General features: G+C 69.2%; 17 protein-coding genes and 1 pseudogene. 9 read left to right on the top strand and 9 right to left on the bottom strand.

From position 1 onward, the window contains the following. Positions 1-22: 22 nt before the first annotated feature. The 3 genes from ACZ7L1_RS11390 to ACZ7L1_RS11380 form a co-directional block, all read right to left on the bottom strand. The gene (locus ACZ7L1_RS11390; protein ID WP_471436195.1) at positions 23-856 is read right to left on the bottom strand and encodes an ATP-binding cassette domain-containing protein; all 834 of its coding nucleotides are present in this window, start codon (positions 854-856) and stop codon (positions 23-25) included. Beyond that, positions 853-1,854, bottom strand: a complete 1,002-nt coding sequence (locus ACZ7L1_RS11385) for an ABC transporter permease (protein ID WP_471436194.1) — start codon at positions 1,852-1,854, stop codon at positions 853-855. Before ACZ7L1_RS11385 ends, ACZ7L1_RS11390 begins: the two co-directional genes overlap by 4 nt. Positions 1,855-1,964: 110 nt before the next feature. Next, on the bottom strand, positions 1,965-2,990 hold the full coding sequence (locus ACZ7L1_RS11380; RefSeq protein ID WP_471436192.1) for a substrate-binding domain-containing protein: 1,026 nt from the start codon (positions 2,988-2,990) through the stop codon (positions 1,965-1,967). Positions 2,991-3,460: 470 nt separating this feature from the next. Here ACZ7L1_RS11380 and ACZ7L1_RS11375 point away from each other — a divergent pair, with 470 nt between their 5' ends. After that, positions 3,461-3,754 carry a putative quinol monooxygenase gene (locus ACZ7L1_RS11375; RefSeq protein ID WP_471436191.1) on the top strand — a complete coding sequence of 98 codons (294 nt, stop codon included), beginning with the start codon at positions 3,461-3,463 and terminating at the stop codon, positions 3,752-3,754. Between the two features lie 149 nt (positions 3,755-3,903). Continuing rightward, positions 3,904-4,257: a VOC family protein gene (locus ACZ7L1_RS11370; protein WP_471436190.1), complete on the top strand. Its 354-nt coding sequence runs from the start codon at positions 3,904-3,906 to the stop codon at positions 4,255-4,257. 369 nt (positions 4,258-4,626) lie between these two features. Here ACZ7L1_RS11370 and ACZ7L1_RS11365 read toward each other — a convergent pair whose 3' ends face one another. Then, entirely contained in the window at positions 4,627-6,009 is a 1,383-nt protein-coding gene (locus tag ACZ7L1_RS11365; RefSeq protein WP_471436188.1) for a helix-turn-helix domain-containing protein, read from the bottom strand. Between the two features lie 187 nt (positions 6,010-6,196). Between ACZ7L1_RS11365 and ACZ7L1_RS11360 the strand changes: the two genes are divergently transcribed. The 3 genes from ACZ7L1_RS11360 to ACZ7L1_RS11350 all read left to right on the top strand — a co-directional run bounded on the left by ACZ7L1_RS11360 (position 6,197) and on the right by ACZ7L1_RS11350 (position 7,833). Further along, a complete protein-coding gene (locus ACZ7L1_RS11360; protein WP_471436187.1) occupies positions 6,197-6,967 on the top strand; it encodes a DUF4232 domain-containing protein in 771 nt (256 codons plus the stop codon). An 85-nt stretch (positions 6,968-7,052) separates the two neighbouring features. Further along, positions 7,053-7,184, top strand: coding sequence for a hypothetical protein (locus tag ACZ7L1_RS11355; protein WP_471436185.1), 132 nt, complete (start codon positions 7,053-7,055; stop codon positions 7,182-7,184). 166 nt (positions 7,185-7,350) lie between these two features. After that, complete coding sequence (locus ACZ7L1_RS11350; RefSeq protein ID WP_471436183.1) at positions 7,351-7,833, top strand: DUF5994 family protein; 483 nt, start codon at positions 7,351-7,353, stop codon at positions 7,831-7,833. Between the two features lie 53 nt (positions 7,834-7,886). Here the strand turns inward: ACZ7L1_RS11350 and ACZ7L1_RS11345 are convergent, their stop codons facing one another. From ACZ7L1_RS11345 to ACZ7L1_RS11335, 3 genes are all read right to left on the bottom strand, one after another. After that, positions 7,887-9,080: a PP2C family protein-serine/threonine phosphatase gene (locus ACZ7L1_RS11345; RefSeq protein WP_471436403.1), complete on the bottom strand. Its 1,194-nt coding sequence runs from the start codon at positions 9,078-9,080 to the stop codon at positions 7,887-7,889. Between the two features lie 138 nt (positions 9,081-9,218). After that, the gene (locus ACZ7L1_RS11340; protein WP_471436182.1) at positions 9,219-9,731 is read right to left on the bottom strand and encodes a DUF5994 family protein; all 513 of its coding nucleotides are present in this window, start codon (positions 9,729-9,731) and stop codon (positions 9,219-9,221) included. Positions 9,732-10,382: 651 nt separating this feature from the next. After that, a complete protein-coding gene (locus tag ACZ7L1_RS11335) occupies positions 10,383-10,592 on the bottom strand; it encodes a hypothetical protein (RefSeq protein ID WP_471436180.1) in 210 nt (69 codons plus the stop codon). Here ACZ7L1_RS11335 and ACZ7L1_RS11330 point away from each other — a divergent pair. Further along, positions 10,583-10,960 (top strand): hypothetical protein, encoded by a 378-nt coding sequence (locus ACZ7L1_RS11330; RefSeq protein WP_471436178.1) that lies wholly within the window; start codon positions 10,583-10,585, stop codon positions 10,958-10,960. The genes ACZ7L1_RS11335 and ACZ7L1_RS11330 overlap by 10 nt on opposite strands. Positions 10,961-11,061: 101 nt before the next feature. After that, positions 11,062-12,732, top strand: a complete 1,671-nt coding sequence (locus tag ACZ7L1_RS11325) for a hypothetical protein (protein ID WP_471436176.1) — start codon at positions 11,062-11,064, stop codon at positions 12,730-12,732. On the opposite strand, the gene ACZ7L1_RS11320 is transcribed toward ACZ7L1_RS11325, so the two are convergent. Next, a complete protein-coding gene (locus ACZ7L1_RS11320; RefSeq protein WP_471436174.1) occupies positions 12,722-13,342 on the bottom strand; it encodes a hypothetical protein in 621 nt (206 codons plus the stop codon). The genes ACZ7L1_RS11325 and ACZ7L1_RS11320 overlap by 11 nt on opposite strands. Positions 13,343-13,806: 464 nt before the next feature. Beyond that, positions 13,807-14,331 carry a hypothetical protein gene (locus ACZ7L1_RS11315; protein WP_471436172.1) on the bottom strand — a complete coding sequence of 175 codons (525 nt, stop codon included), beginning with the start codon at positions 14,329-14,331 and terminating at the stop codon, positions 13,807-13,809. Positions 14,332-15,340: 1,009 nt separating this feature from the next. On the opposite strand from ACZ7L1_RS11315, the gene ACZ7L1_RS11310 reads away from it, so the two are divergent. Further along, positions 15,341-16,882: a helix-turn-helix domain-containing protein gene (locus tag ACZ7L1_RS11310; RefSeq protein ID WP_471436171.1), complete on the top strand. Its 1,542-nt coding sequence runs from the start codon at positions 15,341-15,343 to the stop codon at positions 16,880-16,882. A gap of 1 nt (position 16,883) precedes the next feature. After that, positions 16,884-17,408 (top strand): annotated as a pseudogene (locus tag ACZ7L1_RS11305) (transposase); the annotation flags it as partial. Positions 17,409-17,565: the final 157 nt, after the last annotated feature.

Below are 17,565 nucleotides of genomic sequence, written 5' to 3'. Positions count from 1 at the left end.
CGGAACCGACGAGACTGTCAGGTCAGTTGGCTTGGACCCCGGCGGCCTTGGCCGCCTCCGAGTCCGCTACGACGGTAGCGCCGGCCTCATCGAGGGTGAGCGCGCCGGTCATGATGGCGACGACCTCCGCCATGGAGTAGTCGGAGGGTTTGATCAGCGCGGCCCGCTTGCCCAGCCGGTGGACGTGGATCCGGTCGGCGATCTCGAAGACATGGGGCATGTTGTGGCTGATCAGGACGACCGGCATGCCCTTGTCGCGGACGCGGCGGATGAGGTCCAGGACCTGGCCGGACTCCTTGACGCCGAGGGCGGCGGTGGGTTCGTCCATGACGACGACCGTACGGGCCCAGGCGACCGCCCGGGCGACGGCCACGGCCTGGCGCTGGCCGCCGGAGAGGGTCTCGACCGCCTGGGTGAGCGACCGCAGCCCGATCTTCAGGTCGGCCATGTGCTCGGCGGCCTCCTGGCGCATCCGCTTCTTGTCGAGCATGCGGAACGCGCTGCCGAGGAGACCGGGGCGGCGCAGTTCGCGGCCGAGGAACATGTTGGAGGCGATGTCCATGGAGGCGGCCACGGCGAGGTCCTGGTAGACGGTCTCGATGCCGTGGGCGCGTGCGCTCTGCGGACCGGAGAAGGCGACGGGTTCGCCGTTGAGGCGTATCTCGCCCGCGTCCGGGATCACCGCGCCGGTGAGGGCCTTGATGAGGCTGGTCTTGCCGGCGCCGTTGTCGCCGATGACCGCGAGGACCTCGCCGGGCAGCAGGTCGAAGTCGGCGCCGTCGATGGCGGTGACGTGGCCGTAGCGCTTGACCAGGCCGCGGGCCTGCAGAACGGGGGTGGGAGAGGTGGCGGTCATCGGGCCTTCTTCCGGGAGATCTGGTCGACGGTCACCGCGAGGATCACCAGGACTCCGGTGATCAGGGTCTGGTAGATGGAGGCGACGCCCATCAGCTGCAGGCCGTTGCGGAAGACGCCGACGATGAGGACGCCGATGAACGTGCCGAGCACCGACCCGCGTCCACCGAAGAGACTGGTGCCGCCGAGGACCACGGCGGTGATGCTGTCGAGGTTGTCGGTCTGCCCCGCCTGGGGGTCGCCGACTCCGGTGCGGGAGATCAGCAGCAGCGCCGCGATCCCGTACAGCAGGCCGGCCACCGTGTAGATGCCGACGGTCAGCCGGGAGTTGCGGATGCCGTTGAGCCGGGCGGCCTCGGAGCTGTTGCCGAGCGCGTAGACGTGCCGGCCCCACGCCGTGCCGCTCAGCGCGTAGGCGAGCAGCAGGAACAGCGCGATGGTGACCAGGGAGCCGTAGGTGATGTCGGTCTTGCCGAGCGGGAAGGTCTGCCCGAGGGCCGTCAGCGGTCCGGGCAGGCTGGTGACGGTCTGCTCCTCGGAGTAGATGTGGGTCAGTGCGAACGCCACGTTGAGCATGCCGAGGGTCACGATGAACGGCGGCAGCGGGATCTTCTGCACCAGCAGCCCGTTCACCAGGCCGAACCCGCCGCAGACGACCACGCCCAAAGCGATGGCGAGCAGGGGCGGCAGGGTGCCGGCGGCCGCCATCTTGGCGATCACGATGCTGCCGAACGCCATCACCGCTCCGCACGACAGGTCGATGCCCGCGGTGAGGATGATCAGGGTCTGTCCGATGGCGAGGGTGCCGACGACCATCACCTGCTGGACGATCAGGGAGAAGTTCCCCCCGGAGAGGAACTGATCAGTCGTCAGAGAGAAGAAGACACAGGCCAGAACCAGGGCGGCCAGCGGTCCGGTGGTCGGTGCCGTCAGCAGTCTGCGGGCTGTCGTCGGTCCTTTGAGCTCGGCGTACGGCGTGGTGGTGGACGTGGCGGTCATGCGAAGTCCTTGTCGGAAGACAAGGGGGCGGCCGTCCCACGGTCGGGGAGGTGTGGGGCCGGCCGCCCCGCTGAGGGAAGAGGCGGTGTCGAACGGTCCGCGGGGGCGGCTCAGCCCCAGCAGTTCTGCAGGCCGAACCCGGTGTCCTTGGAGGTGACGCCGGCCTGCGGCTTGTCGGTGATCAGGGTGACGCCGGTGTCGGTGTAGCCGGACGCCTTCGTGCCGTTCTTGGCGAACGTCGCGACGGCCTTGACGCCCTCCGCGGCCATCTTCAGCGGGTACTGCTGGGACGTCGCGGCGATCTTGCCGTCCTTGACCGCCTGGGTGCCGGTGCAGCCGCCGTCGACGGAGACGATCAGGACGTCCTTCTCCCGGCCCTTGGCCTTCAGCGCGGTGTACGCGCCGAGCGCCGCGGGTTCGTTGATGGTGTAGACGACGTTGATGTCGGGCGCCTTCTGCAGGCAGTTCTCCATGGCGGTCTGGCCCTTGGCCTGGTCGCCGCCGGTGTCCTGGGAGCAGACGACGTCCTTGTCGGCGGCGCCGAAGCCCTTCAGGAAGCCGTTGTGCCGCTGGACGCCGACGGAGACGCCCGGTGCGAGGTCGAGCGTGGCTATCTTGGCCGTCTTGCCCTTCATGGCCGACTTGGCGTATTCGCCGATCAGCTGGCCGGCGTTGAAGTTGTTGGTCGCGAAGAGGGCGTCGACCGCGCTCTGCGGCTCGGGCGGGGTGTCCAGGGCGATCACCAGGACGCCCTTGGCGCGGGCCTTCTGGATCGCGGGCACGATCGCCTTGGAGTCGCTCGGGGTGATCAGGATTCCCTTGACCCCGGAGGCGACCATGTTCTCGATGGCGGTGACCTGACCGGCGTTGTCCCCGTCGAACTTGCCCGCTGCGGTGACCAGTTGGGCGCCGTCCTCCTTGGCGGCCTTCTCCGCGCCCTCCTTCATCTTCACGAAGAACGGGTTGGTGTCGGTCTTGGTGATCAGACCGACCTTGACGCCCTTGCCCGAGCCGGAGCCCGCGCTCACCGAGCCGGAACCGGAGCCGGAACCGCAGGCCGTCAGGGTGAGGGCTGCGATGCCGGTGCACGCGGCGACTCTGAGGAGGGAGGGGGACAGACGAGTGGTGCGAGACATGAACGACTCCTGCGGGATTGCGGGCGGCGCGGCCGGCATCGAAACATGCCGTCCCGAGGTGTCATCGTTGACATATGTCATCGTTGACACTGCTTGCTTGCCGAGGATGATGGACTCCGCTCCGGGCAACGTCAATGCCTTGTGCTCGTCACAAATCGGCAACGTCCACGGCGGCCGCCGAACCCGTTGACGCGTGGGCCGTGTTGGCGCATCATCGTCGGGCCCCTTCGATGTCATCGATGACATAAGTCAGCGATGACAATGCCAGGGCGGCCTGTGCCGCACCCACTCCGGCTCCGGTGACGTGGGAGCGTCCGTGGCGTCCGTGGCTCCGTGGCCTCCATGGCCTCCACGGCCTCCGTGGCGTCCGCGCGCATGTCTGCCGTCTGCGGGTGGAGGGCGGCATGCTCCGAACCAGTGGCCCCAGGTGCCGTTGAACGGCCACACCGACGACGCGAGGACACGACACCGTGAAGAAGACCCTGTTCGCCGAGTTCACCGCCCGCGAGGGCGCGGAGGCCGAAGTGGCCGGCCTGCTGGGGGAGTACGCCCGGAAGGTACGCGAAGAGGACGGCAACCTCGCCTTCGACGTCTACACCAAGGCGTCCGCCCCGCGTGCCTTCTGGATCTTCGAGGTGTACCGGGACGAGGACGCCTTCCAGGCACACCTGAAGGCTCCGTACGGTGCCCCGTTCAACGCCGCCCTCGCCCCGCTGATCGAGGAGGACGCCTCCGCGCTGACGTTCCTGGACCCGCAGTCCTGACATCCCCCACCCCGTGGCTCGGTCGGCGCAGGGCAGGGTCGTCGGCAAAGCGGATGAGGCCGGCGACGGCGACTGCGGGCAGGCAGGACTGTGGCACGGCGACCTCGAGCGCCTGTTTCCGAAGCCCTGGCAGGGGCTAGGCTCGACGGATGACCTTGGAATGGGAACAGGTAATCGTCCACTCTGCGGATCCTGCGGCCCTGGGGCAGTGGTGGGCCGAGGCCCTTGGTTGGGTTGTCGTCCATTCCTCCGATGACGAGTTCGAGATCCGCCCGGAGCCGGATCGCCTGCCGGGCTTGGACTTCGTCCGGCTCGACGAGAGCAAGAAGGCCAAGAGCCGACTGCATCTCGACTTCAGGCCTGACGACCAGGAGGCCGAGGTGGCTCGTCTTGTGGCTCATGGCGCACAGCGCGTCGACATCGGCCAGGGTGACCAGTCGTGGGTTGTGTTGGCGGACCCCGAAGGTAACGAGTTCTGCGTCCTTGGCCAGCGGCGTCAGTAAATCCAGCCGTACACACCCCACGGCCAGGGTCCGAACGCACTCACTTGGGCCCGAGCCATCGGCTGGACGGCCCTTGCGGTCCAGGACGCTGGTCATGGGCTCTTCATAGGCCTTTGACTCGATCGGCTGTCGTTGCGGTGGTTGCTGTATTCCGCTTGTGTACAGCAACCACCGGCGGATGCTCGTGAACCGCTGTTTCAGCCGCAACCGCCGTGACCCCGGCGCGCTGTCAGGCGGACGGAAGGTCGATCGGACAAGGGGCTCACGGAGGCGCCATGGCGACCGGCCCCACCCACGGAGGGCTTTCCGCCCGCTGTCGACCGTGCCCGTCGGACCTCGTGGGTGAGCAGCTGCCCGGCCCGGATCCTGTCAGCTGTCCCGTTTGATCCACTCGCTGCCGCCCAGCGGGTAGTCGTAGCCCGGGCGGTTCGCGTCGGCGCTGGTGCGGAACGCGGTGCCGGCGTTGTCGATGTGGACGGTGCCGCGGCGGCCGCCGCTGGACCAGTCCAGGGTGAGGTCCCAGCGAACGTCGTGGGCCTTGGTGTGGGCGGTGACGTAGAAGACCTCCGGGTCGGACTCGCTGACCTTGTAGGGGAAGTCGCGCCGGCCGTTCTTGACGGTGACCGTGGGACTGCCGTCGTCGAGGTCGATGTCGAACGACTTCGTGTCGACACCGCCGCCGCAGCCGACGCCCATCGAGTAGTCGTTCCAGGCGAGCGGCGCACCCTTGGCGAGGATGCGTACGTGCAACGCCTCCAGGACGACGGTTTCCTCGCCGGTGCCCTGGACGGTGAGGGCGATCTCCTGCGCGTCCGAGGACACCGCCCCGTACGCGGCGGCCCAGCGCGGGGCGTCCTGCTCGTTCGCCGGCGGCCCCACCTGCTCGGGTTCGCTGTTGACGAGGAAATGCTGGCTGCAGGGGTCGTCGTAGACGTAGGGACGGGTGCCGACGGTGAGCGGGACGGCGCCGGTGGCGCTGCCGTCGTCGCGCTGGGCCCCGCCCTGCTTGCCGCCGTCCTTCGAGGTGCCGGATCCGGCACCCCCGGACGCGGTGGTGGCGGCGGAGGCCGATGCGGACGGCGTGTGCCCCTTCGCGCTCGGGGACGGGGAGGCGGACGGCTTCCCGGCGTCCACCGTGCCGGCGGTCGTGGGGGTGGTGGTGGCGGTGGTACCGGCCGCCTGCTGGTCGCCGGTGTCGCTCCCGCCGCCGAACGGACGCACGGTGAGCACGACGGCTCCCAGCACGGCGGCCACCGCGACGGAGGCGATCAGCGCGGTACGGCGACGACGTGGCGGGGCGAACTCGCGCGGTACGTCGACGACGACCTGCTCACCGTCCTCGCCGCCGCCGCCCCGTCCGTGCGGTGCCGGTGCTCCTGGATCTGCGGTATCGACAGTTTCCGCCGCATCGGTGGCATCAGCTGCAACGATGGCATCTGCCGAACCGGCTTCCCGCACCGAACCCGTCGCCGTGGCCTGCTCCGCCCTGCTCCCTCGCGCCGCGTCCGCCAGGATCCAGCGCCGGTGCAACTCCACCAGCTCGTCCGGCGTAGCCCGGCAGACCCTTGCGAGGCGCTCCACCGGTGCGTACTCGATGGGCACCGCTGTGCCGTTGCAGTAGCGGTGCAGCGTCGACGTGCTCATGTGCAGCCGCTTGGCAAGCGCCCCGTAGCTCAGTCCCGAGCGGTCCTTGAGTTCCCGCAGCAGCCGCGCGAACGCCTCCGTTCCGCCGGCCCCTGTTGCCCCCGACACCCGTTCCCCCATCCCCTCGTGTTCCAGTCCCGCGTTCCAGGGCCACTGCCTTCTCCCTGATCAGAGCGCGTTTCGCTGTTCCAGCGTCCCCAACTGACCGCTGTGCGTGGCGGTTGGGACAGAACGCCGCACAAGCTTCGGTCATCCAATCACCACCCCGACCCGAACACCGAAGGGGCACGGCCACATGTCCAACCTCCGCACCTCCCGCACTCGTCTCGTCGGCGCCGCCGCGACCGTCGTTCTCGCCGCGCTCTCCCTGACCGCGTGCAACGACGGCACAGGCGTCCGCAGCGAGGGCGCCTCGGCGGCCACCGCGCCGACCGAGAGCCCCTCCTCCGGCGCTTCTGCATCCGGAGCTTCGTCTTCCACCTCCAACTCCAACTCCACCTCCGGCTCCCACTCCTCCTCCGGCTCCCACTCCTCCTCCCCGGCGGCCAGGCCCGCCACGGGCACCACCAGGTCCACCCCCGGCACCACCGGGCCTGCCGCGAACACCTCTGCGTCGAAGGCGCCCGTCTCGTCCGGCAAGCCCGTCACCTGCGAGGGGTCCAACACCAAGACGGTGGCGGCCCCGCTGAACCGTCCCGTGAACCACATGCTGCTCACGGTGACCAACACCGGTAGCAAGAGCTGCTTCCTCTACGGCTACCCCGCCGTCCGTTTCGGCGAGGCCCAGGCCGTGCCTCCGGTCATCCAGGACTCGCAGCCGCAGGCAGTCGTCACGCTCGAGCCGGGCCAGTCCGGCTACGCCTCGGTGAACCTGTCCGCCACCGACGGCAGCGGCTCGAACGGCCACATGGTGAACTCGCTGACCGTCTATTTCCGCGGCCGCTCCGGCAACGAGAGCGTCGGCGCGGGCGCTCACCCGTCGCTGCCCGCGAGGGGCATCTACGTCGATGACTCGCTCAAGGTCACGTACTGGCAGCAGTCGATGGACGACGCCATCAACTGGTGACGCCGACCTGGTGTCGCCGACCTGGTGACGCCGAGCACGCACTCGAAGAGACAGCCCACAGACCCGAGCAGGCAGGTGACCCACCATGCGCAGCACCCACAGGATCTCCCGCTTCGTGACCGCCTACGTCGGTGCCGCATTCCAGGTGATCGTCCTGGGCGGCGCAGGCCACCTGCCGGAGGAGGCGGGAGTCCGCCGGCGCCGCCCCACGGTCTGAACACGCCGACCGTAAGGGGCGCGCAGCGGATCACGCCGGACAGCAACGTGGTGGCCTGGTCGGCTCGCAGCCGGAAAGCCCCCGGCGCCCGGCGACGCGGGGAGTAGCGTGGTAGGGGCGAGGCGAGTCCCGTGTTCGCACCGGCTCCCGAAGACTGGTGGTCGTCATGATCAGCTCCTGTACACCCTCTCCTTCCCGGCACCTGCCCACTGGCGTCCATGAGTCCGTACGACCGGGGTGCGCTCTGCTCCGGCTGGAGACGACCGAGTCGCGTGAAGGCGTCCTCGACGGTGCGTGGTGGCCGCGGTCGCGCGACATCGGAGCCGAGTTGCCCGCGCTGCTGAGCGCCCTCACCAGGCGCCTCGGCCCCGTGACCCGCGTCGGGCTGGACACCGTGGCCTGGGGAGAGCTCCCGACGCGGATTGTCGTCGGCGACCGGGTGGTGCACATCGACTCGTTCCCGGTGGGTGACGACACGGTAATGATCACCCGAGGCGACCAGGACCTCTTCTCGCTGATGGTGGTCCCGCCGAACACGACACCCGAGGCCGCTCACGCTGCGATGGCCCAGGCCGTCCGGGCCGACAACGTAACCGCGGCGGAGCAGATCCTCATCGACACCGGAAGCCGGCAGGTTCTGTCGGACTGACAGGCCGTCCCTCGGCCGAGGCCGGCGAATGGCGGCGGACGACAGTGGTGAGGTCAGCCGCGCCACTCCACCATGAGCAGCGTCGCGTCGTCCGTGGTGCGTCCGCCCCGCGCCCGCTTGAGGGTGTGGGACAGGGATCGCGTCACCGCCCGGACCCCGCGGCCGGTCCTCTCCAGATGGTTCACACAGTTGATCAGCTGTTCCTCCCCGAACTCCTCCCCACCGGTCCTGTGCTCCTCGACCAGTCCATCGGTGAAGCAGAGGACGCGGTCCCCGCGTTCCAGCCACAGTTCGCTGATCCGTGGCTCCGCACCACCCAGGCCGACGGGGAGGGTCGTCGGGGCCGCCAGGCGGCCCGCGACGCGGTGGTTGCGGACGAGGATCGGCGGCGAGTGCCCGGCATTGACCCACTGGACCCGTCCTGTCGTCGTGTCCAGCTGCATCATCTGCGCGGTGGCGAAGTGCTCGGGACCGAACTGCTCCGCCACCGCGCGGTCCATGAAGTCGTAGATCTCCGACAGCCCGATGCCGGCGCGGCGGGCGTGGCGGTAGGCGCCGATGGCCACGGTGGCCATCGTGGCCGCGCCCAAACCGTGCCCCATCGCGTCGATCATGACCACGTGGAGGACGTCCCCGTTCAGGGCGTAGTCGAAGCTGTCACCCGCCACGTCATAGGCGGGTTCCAGGATCCCGGCCACGGCGACCCGGGGCATGATCATCGCCAGCGGCGGCAGCAGGGACCACTGGATCTCCGCGGCGACGCTCATCGGTTCATCGCGTCGGGAGCGGAAGAACAGGTCGGAGTAGCCGTGCTTGGTCACCAGGAGGTCGGCCACCAGGCCGGAGATCCTGTGCAGCAGGCGGCGGTCGTGGTCGTCGACGCTGTCCAGCGTCACTGCCATGACCCCCACCTGGTCACCGCCGTCCAGCAGCGGCAGGTGGACCCGCACGCCGTCGCCATCGGACACCTCGACGGAAACCGCGTCGAGGAAGCAGCGGCCCGCGTCGGAGTCGTCGATCACCTGCGGCTCCCCGTCCGCGAAGCCCTCCCCGGGCAGGGGCACGAGCATCAGCTGGCCGTAGTCCTGCAGCAGCACCTGCGGACGGCGGCCCTCCAATTGCTCCATCACGTCGGCGACCAGGGGCCCGATGAGATGGGGAGGAAGCTCGTGCGCGCGGTCGAGAATCGCTCCCAGCAGCGCTTCCCCGAAGCTCTCGGAGCGGTCCGCGCGCCGTCCGGGCATCATCTGTTCACCCGCCATGATCCGCGCGTATCGGTTGCGGCGGGGTGGGAGGACGAGGAGATCGCTCGTGCCATGGCTCCACCAGGACATCGACGACCGGACCGGCCGGCCGGTCACCTGGGCCCGACCGCGTCGGGCCTCTCACCTGAGTCCGGGGCCTCCTTCCGACTCCCATGTGGCTTCTCCGCCGAGGCCGTTTTCGGCGAGTGCCAGGATGCGCGGAGCCGACAGCGGGTTTTCGGGGTCGGCGGCGGCGGTCAGCAGGCGGGTGGCTGCTCCGGCCGGCTCGTCGGGTGGGATGACCAGCAGTTCCCAGCGTCCCGTGGTGCTGCAGTCCAGGGTGATGGCATGCGCCTCGGCGGCGAGGTCGCTCTGGACCACCTCGATCACGTGGCCGGGCGCCATCACCTTCCGCGGGGCATCGGGCCAGGACTCCGGGTCCACGGTGACCCGGGTGACGGTTCCGACAGCCGGGTCCAACGAGCCGACCAGCGAGGGCAGCTCCAGTTCCAGCGCGTCGCAGCGCGGCCACCATGCTCCATCCAGCGGGCCGTGGCTGACGCCCGGCGTGAGGCTCAGCCGGGGCAAGGGCATCCGGTAGGTATGCGCGTCCCCTGGTTGTGTGCCTTCGGCGCGCTTCGTGATGGCGTCCATCGTGCGATCCCGTCCCGGGTGGCCTTCGGCTGCCCGAGTCTGTCACTCGCCGGGCACGGCCTCGCCGTGATCGTGCGGCCGAAAAGCTCTCGGCAAGTGCCAGCGTACTCCCGGCCGTGGCGGGCGGCGCGTGCCTAACGCAGCCAAGACGAGCTTGCGTGGAGTTGCTTCGACCGCGGCGGACATGACGCCGACCCGTCTCCGCGCCGACCGCTGGGGCGGCGGGATTCGTCCGGCGTTGACGTCGGGGAGAGGGACGCGTCTGCACCTCACCCTCGACCTCGCGCGGGGTGCCGGCCCACTCCGCTCCTGGCGGGAGGCCAGCAGACCGCCCGTCGACCGGACGCAGCCGGGCGAGACCGCGCCACGTGTGTGACCGCCGGGTTCTGGCCTGCGCCCGCCGGACCGGCCAGCGCCCGCCGAATCCCAGGCCGTGGCGGGTCTCCCGCCCACACCAGCCCGGGAGCTCATGACGACCATCCCATCGCTCCACCGTCATCCGTCCGGCTGCGGCTGGGAGCGGAGCCTCGCCCCGGCCGCTCGGCCCCCCGGCTTGTCGACGGGCCTGGTGGCCGCGGTCGTACGACCTGACTGACCAAGATCACAGCTCCGTCGCGTACGTGTCCTGGTACGCCGCCCTCCCTCCGAACTTCACCCGCGCCGCTCCGGATCGGCCACCACCTGCGTGAGGATCTCGTCGTTGACCGGGCCGCGAACAGCAGCGGCCGGGTCCTTGAGCGTGCAGAACGCCCACAGCTCGAACGAGCCCTCCCCAGCCGTTCCGAAGCGATACGGCACCGCTTTCGCGCGCGGTACGATGCCGCTCCGCCGTGCGCTGTTTGGAGACTTCCGTGTCAGCAACCAAGGTCCGCTTACCAGGACTGTCCCGGTCCGATGCCCTCGAACTGGGCGAGTTCGTCGACAGCGGGGCGATCGCGTTCCACCACGAGCCCGTGCCGGAGGGGAGCTTCGGCGATCTCGGCGTGGTGACCGTTGTGGTGGCCGCTTCCGCCTACACGCTCAAGGGGATGGTCAGCTATCTGCTGTACCGCCACCGGGGCACGTCGTTCGAGGAGGTCGTCGAGATCGAGCATCCCGACGGCCGGATCGAGCGGAGGACTCTGAAGTGGCGGGACACGTCAAGCGAGTCCATCGACTCCGCATTGGCGAAGGAGCTCGCCTCCGCCACAGGCATTCCCTGGGACAAGATGGTCGGTGACGAGAACTGAGCGGGCACTTCGCCTCGGCGCTGAGCGGGCGCAGTTTCATCAATCCGATCACCAACCAGACCGCCATCTCGTCCTTCCGGGCGGGCAAGCACGTCCAGGGCTTGATCGAGCGGCACCTCTCGCCCGACTGCCTGCCGGCCTTCCTGCACGAGGCGACCCACCACTGGTGCTTCATGAACACTGTCGGCATGGCAGTGAGCCTGCTGCACCAGCGCGCGCTGACCGATGCGGCGGCCTACCGCAGCGGGCGTCGGCGCGACAAGGATGTCGCGCGCCGGATCACCGGCGCCATGATGCGGTACGAGGCCTTCATCGCGCTCCAGCGCCCGCTCGCCGAGGGACTGGCACTGTTCGCCGAGTTCGACCTGTCGTCGTTCGGCACGCTGCCCCGGCTGTGCCCGGTGTTGGCCCGGGTCGCCGACTACTTCGGCCCGGGCGCGATCGCGTCCTTCGAACCGGAGGAGCACCAGGACGCGGTGACCCGCAACGTGCTCGACGTCATCCTCGGCTCGACGCGTCGGCAGCGGCAGGTCGTGACCCGCCGCTGTGATGTCCTCGTCCGGCCGGCCGATCCCGAGGACGGCGGTTACCTGCCCGGCTACCTGCTGGTGAAGGCGCTGTGGAGCGCCTGCATCGGAGTCGACGCCCGCCTTGGCGACCCCGAGCTGTTCTTCTCCTACGCCATCGAGTACTTGTACACCGACCTCGGGTTGATCGCCCACCTGCTCGACGAGGACGACAGCCAACGCGCGGTCGACAAGATGATCGAGTACTTCGTGCGGCGGGTGATCGACTTCGGCCGCGCGGACCACGCCGCGAACCTCGATGAGTTCCTCGCGAGCCACCGGGACCGCAAGATGTACACGGAGTTTGACGCATGGGCGCGCCACGGCAACAGGCGGTGGGACGTCGATGACGCCACCGCCGACCTGGGGGCGGACCGGCTCATCGCGCTGCATGACGAAACGCTCGAACACGCTCCGGACGAGGACCTCGTCCGGAACATCGCGCTGATGTTCCAGCGCTCGGTGCTGTCACTCGGCCGCCACCCGGTCACGGTCACCGTCGACGAGCGCGACCGGTTCACCGTCACCGACGGCGAGCAGTCGGTCATGAGCGGCACGTACGCGTCCGGACTGCCCGTCGGAACGATGGTCGACGGCCATGTCGACGTCTCCATCGACGCCCACACCGGTTGCGCCGCGATCGTTCTGTCGATCGGCGACGACGCGCCCGCGTACTGGTTCTCCGACGACGCGAGTGAGGACTGGCGGCACTCCTTCCAGGTCGCGCGGGCCGCCCTGTCCCGGGCGGAAGGTGAGGGCGAGGAGCTGCTCACCCTGCTGCGCGACGTCGCCAAGGAGGCGTCCGGCGTGATCTATCCCCTAGAGATCGCGCGGGATCGTGCCACCGGCGCCACCAAGGTGTTCACCCGGCTGGCGGCCGCGGTGCTCAACGCGGCGATGGCGAACCGCACTCCCGATCTCGATGCGGTGGCCAGGTCCGCCGCGATCCTGGGGCCTGCCGGGCTGGCCGGCGTGTTCGACCGGATCCGCTATGTCCGCGCGCTGGCCTGGGGGGGCCTGGTCATGTCCACCGGCGCACTGCCAGACGTGGACACCGCGCGCCGGCTGTTCGAGGAAGACCGAGACGTCCACCGCGTCGCCGAGACGTTCGACGAGGCGATGGACCTGATCCGCCGCACCGGCGTCGACAAGCTCGGCAACCCGCTCTACACCGTCCGCGACGGACGGCCGGTGTTCATTCTGTAGGCCAGTCCAGGTCGAGCAGGGACCTGGTGGCGCCAAAACGGAACCCGGTCGCGGCGATGGCCTCCAGCCGGTCGTCCAGCACCGCGTGATCCGACTGAGCGGCCAGCAGCCCGTGGATTCGGGTCGAACGCTCGGCCGCCTCCACCCCCTCCCCGATCGCGGAGGCCGCTCCCCTGATCACCCGGGTCAGGGCGTCTTTCAGGTCGCTCTCGCTTCCGCGCGGACTCACGACCGTGGCGACACAACCGCTCTTCACACCGTCAACAGGGTCGGTGACCAACGTGATCCCGAGATCGGAGAGATCGCCATTCTGCCCGTTGGCCACCATGTGCGCGAAGGACGTCCAGTGCTTCACCAACTCCTCGGCCAGATGCTCCTCGGTTCCTTCCCGCATCGCGGCCAACGTCGAGTCGAACGCGTTGCCGCAGCAGGCCAACAACAGGGACATCGACGACGTCATCTTGGCCTGGTAAAGCACAAACGCGGGCAGACCGGGACGCAGCCGCCATTCGATCTCGTTGAGTCCACCGGGCCGCTCCCGCAACCACAGCGGCCCGGCGAATCGCTCAGCGGACGGCGGACCCGAGACATGATCAGCGAACAGACGCACTACAGCACCTTCCTGAGGATTCACCGGCACTGCGCGACGTTCGTCATACCGGGTCCTCGAATGTAGCGGGGCGTGCTTCTCCCCGGCTCCCGGCGGGTGGCTGCACACCTTTGCGCATCGGCGAGCCAGCGCGCCCCCGGCGCGCGCCGGGGGCGCGAGGCGACGACTTCGTACGCCGGCACGAGCCGACCGCAGGCCTGCCGGCCGGCTAGACCTACCGCTCCATCGAGTTCGCGGCGCGTATGGGCGGCACCACTGCTGGCGAGGTTGTTGCTCGGCTCGTGAGAACCGCTGGACGTAGTGGCACGCCTGTGGCACGACCCCTGAAACGCCGAAGGGCCAGCTCGGGAGGAAACCCCTCCTGAGCTGGCCCTTCATCGTGTGCCCCCGGCAGGATTCGAATTGGGTATGGTCTCGTCCGTCGTGAGGTTGACCATGACAGACCGGGCGGAGCGGCTCCGCTGTCAGCGGTTGCTCGTGGTGCCGATGTCGACGATGTGGTTGTACCGCTCCACCAGCACGAAAAGCTTGATCTTCTGCGTCGTCTCCCCGCTGCCAAAGGTCAGGGTGACGACGACCTCATGGCCGTTACCCACGGCGCCGTTGTCGGTCACCGTCCACTTCCGCGGGACGTTTTGGGCACGCAGGACACCGTCCGCCCCGTGCTTCTTCTCCCAGGCCGCCAGTCGCTTGGCGAAGTCGGGCGTCAGGTAGTGCTTGCGGAGCACCATTTCCAGCGTGGCGTCCGGGTCCGTGTAGTCGCCGATCGCGTCGATGTACGCGCCGTAGAAGTCGGCGACCCGGGTCACCACTTGGCCACTCGTGCCGCTGACCGACTGCGGTGCGGCGGCGGACGACTCTGCGGGGGCATGGACGGATGCCTGTGCCGACACCTGTGTCGACACACCGAGTCCGACAGCCAGGACGAGGCCGGCGGCGACGGCCGCGCGGCGGCCCGGACGGCGGTGTGCGGGGGACTTCCTGTTCATGTGCATCTTCCTTTTCTGGTCCATACGTGGTTGCTCGCGGCCCGGTGTCTTCGTGCCGGGGCCGTCGTGTGGCTATCGCCTTTTGGGGTCAGCGAGCGCTGCCCCGGAGTCATGAACATCTGCTGCTGCGCGGACCCATTCCCTCCTGCCGCGGCTCGGGGCGCGATCGACGACACCAAGTCCTGCTGAATCGCGCCGTGACCCTGTCAGCGGTCGATTGGCCGCCCTCCCCACCCCCGTGGCGGAGGGCGGCCTCGGTCATGCGGTCAGCGGAGCTTGTCTACGGCCCGTGATGGCCGTCTTCTTGGAGGCCTTCACCGGCGCATGCCGGAAGTCGCCAGACGGGTGTCAAAGACGCCCCAGGAGGTCACCGTGTGCAGGTCGTAGCCGTGCCCGCTGTCCTCGACAGGCAGCGTGCCGTAGTCCTTCAGCGTGGCCTCGGTGTCCGGGTCCGCCTTCTCGATGCGTGCGCACAGGACTTGATGTCGTTGCTCAGCCGCGAGAAGCGTCCCTTCGCCACGGCCGTCCCGGACAACTGCACTCTGACCTGACGGGCGGTCGCTCCTGTCGAGTTCGGTACGGAGCTCCCGGTACCAGGTCCGGGCCGTCGCCGCCCAGCGCCATGCGTAGACAGCGGTCCCGTTCCACCGCCTCCGGTACGCAGGCGGTGACCTTGCCGACCGTTCAGGACGAGCTTGGATACGACGGGAGATGGGCCGCCGTGAGGAAGCCGACGCCTTGGCCGCGACGTTTGCCGGTGTGGCGAGCGTCGAGCCGAGGGCGAGCCCGTGACGGCGAGTGCGAGGGGCGGGCCTGCTCGGGTGCGCTGGGGCATGGGTGTCCCCCGTGGATGAGTGGATGAGTGTCATTTGTCGCCCGTCGCCGACTGGTCGGTCCGGTCCTGGTCGGTGCGACACCAAGAGCATCAGCCGTCACGACGACTCCGCGCAACGCCGGACGCCCGCCCGGCGAGGGTGGAACCATCCCAGCCCATCTGACGTGCAGGTATATGGACCGCCTGAGATACGGGAACACGTGGGAGGTTGGGGGAGCGGTGTCGACCGAGGACGACGTCGAGCAGTTCGCGGCGCTGCTGCGCCGGCTGAAGGACCGCACGGACCGGAGCTACAGCTCTCTGGCCCGCCGTCTCCGCATGAACACCTCCACGCTGCACCGCTACTGCGCGGGACAGGCGGTCCCGCAGGACTACGCCCCGGTGGAGCGGTTGGCTGCCTTCTGTGGAGCAACACCGGAGGAACGCCTCGATCTGCACCGCCTGTGGCTGCTCGCGGTGACGGCACGACAGAGGCCGAGGGCGGGTGAGGAGGCAGCGGAGCCGACAAAGACCGAAGGGGCACTGAAGCCGACAGAGGACGAGCGGGCTTCGGGTCCGGACAGCCGGACAGCGGGGCGTGCGGGTGGCAGCACGCGCAGTGTGGGTGGCAGCACGCGCAGTGTGGGTGGCGGCGCCGACGGCATCGGTGGTGACGGGGACGGCACGAGCGGTTCACCACCGCGACTCGATGCGGGCGCCCCCGACGCCGCACCGGCTGCTCCCGACGCTCCCGGACCGGGCAGTTGCGAGTCGACGGCCCAGTGCGATGCGGTCCGCTCAACTGGACGGCCCTGGTACCGCCGTCGCCGTACCGTCGTCGGCACAGCCGCGGCGACCGTACTGCTGGTGACGCTGGGCAGTATGTCGGCGCTGTCGGCCGACCGGTCTCACGACAACTCCGCCAAGGCCCCCGGTCAGTCCCGTACGACAGGAACCGGTACGTCACACCCCCCGTCGGCCACTGCGGCCAGCCCCTCCCGCAGCCGTTCTTCGGCCTCGCCTTCCACAGGAGTACGGGCTTCAGGGAGCCCCGAGTCGAAGGACGGATCGTCGGCTGAGACGAAGAGCGACGCCCCCGTGCCAACCGGTGTGCCGCTCGCGTGGACCGCCGACTCGCAGATCTGGGACGGCGGTTGCGGGCACGACTACATCATCGGGAAGGAGCCGGCCCAGGTGCCCCCGCCGCCGGTAGAGCAGGACGCCGGAGTGTGGGCAGCGACGCAGCAGGCGGTACCTGGGCGGCAGACGATGGTGCAGATCTCGGTGCAGGGGAAGTCGTCCACGGCCGTGGTCCTCGCTGCCCTCCGGGTACGTATCGTCAGCCGCGGCACCCCGGTCACCGGCAACGCGTACGCCATGGGCCAGGGCTGCGGCAGTGATCTGCCGCCCCGCAACTTCTCCGTGAACCTGGACGTCGACCGCCCGATCGCCCATGCGCGCCCCGGCAACGACAGCGGAAAGCCCGTCCCCGCGGTTCAGTTCCCCTACCGCGTCTCCGCCGAGGACCCGGAGGTGCTGCAGGTCACCGCGACGACCGAGGCCTACGACTGCAACTGGTACCTGGAACTGGACTGGTCATCCCAGGGCCGCACCGGCACGGTCCGCATCGACGACCACGGGCACCCGTTCCGCACCAGCAGCATCAAGGGCCTGCCCCACTACTGGTACGGCACGAACGACCACGGTGTGCGTCAGTGGGTACCCACCGACTCTTGACGCGATCCGCAAGGTCATGCTCGGCGCCGCCTACCAGCGCTGTCGTGTCCATTTCCTGCGGAACGTCTTCGCGGTGATCCCCAAGGACGCGGCCGAAATGGTCGCGGCGACCATCCGCACGATCTTCGCTCAGCCCGCCAAGGCGGCGGTCCGCACTCAGCTCGACACCGTCGCCGAGATGCTCGGCAAGCAGTTCCCCAAGGTGAAGCAGATGCTCCTGGAAGCGAAGGACGACCTGACCGCCTTCGCGGCCTTCCCGGACCGACATTGGAAGAAGAGCCAGTCAACCAGCCCACTGGAACGGATCAACCGCGAGGTCAAGCGTCGGACCGACGTCGTCCAGGTCTTCCCCAACGACGAAGCGCTCCTGCGGCTGGTCACCGCCGTGCTCTTCGAGATGCACGACGAATGGATCGCCTTCCCCCGCCGCTACCTGCCCGAAGGCAGCATGGACGAAATCTACGTCGGCGAGTGCCCCGACAGCGCTCCCGCGCTCCCCAACACCACCAACGCAACGGACGACTGATCGGCTACACCACGAGAAGGGACATGACCGGCCAGCCCGGGAGGAAACCCCTCCTGAGCTGGCCCTTTCTTCTGTGCCCCCGGCAGGATTCGAACCTGCGACACCCGCTTTAGGAGTCCGTTACTGGGGCTGCTGTGACCAGCCATCGATGCCCGGC

The organism is Streptomyces sp. NPDC107546 (genome assembly GCF_055639175.1).
This window is presented reverse-complemented; position numbering and strand designations above follow the sequence as displayed.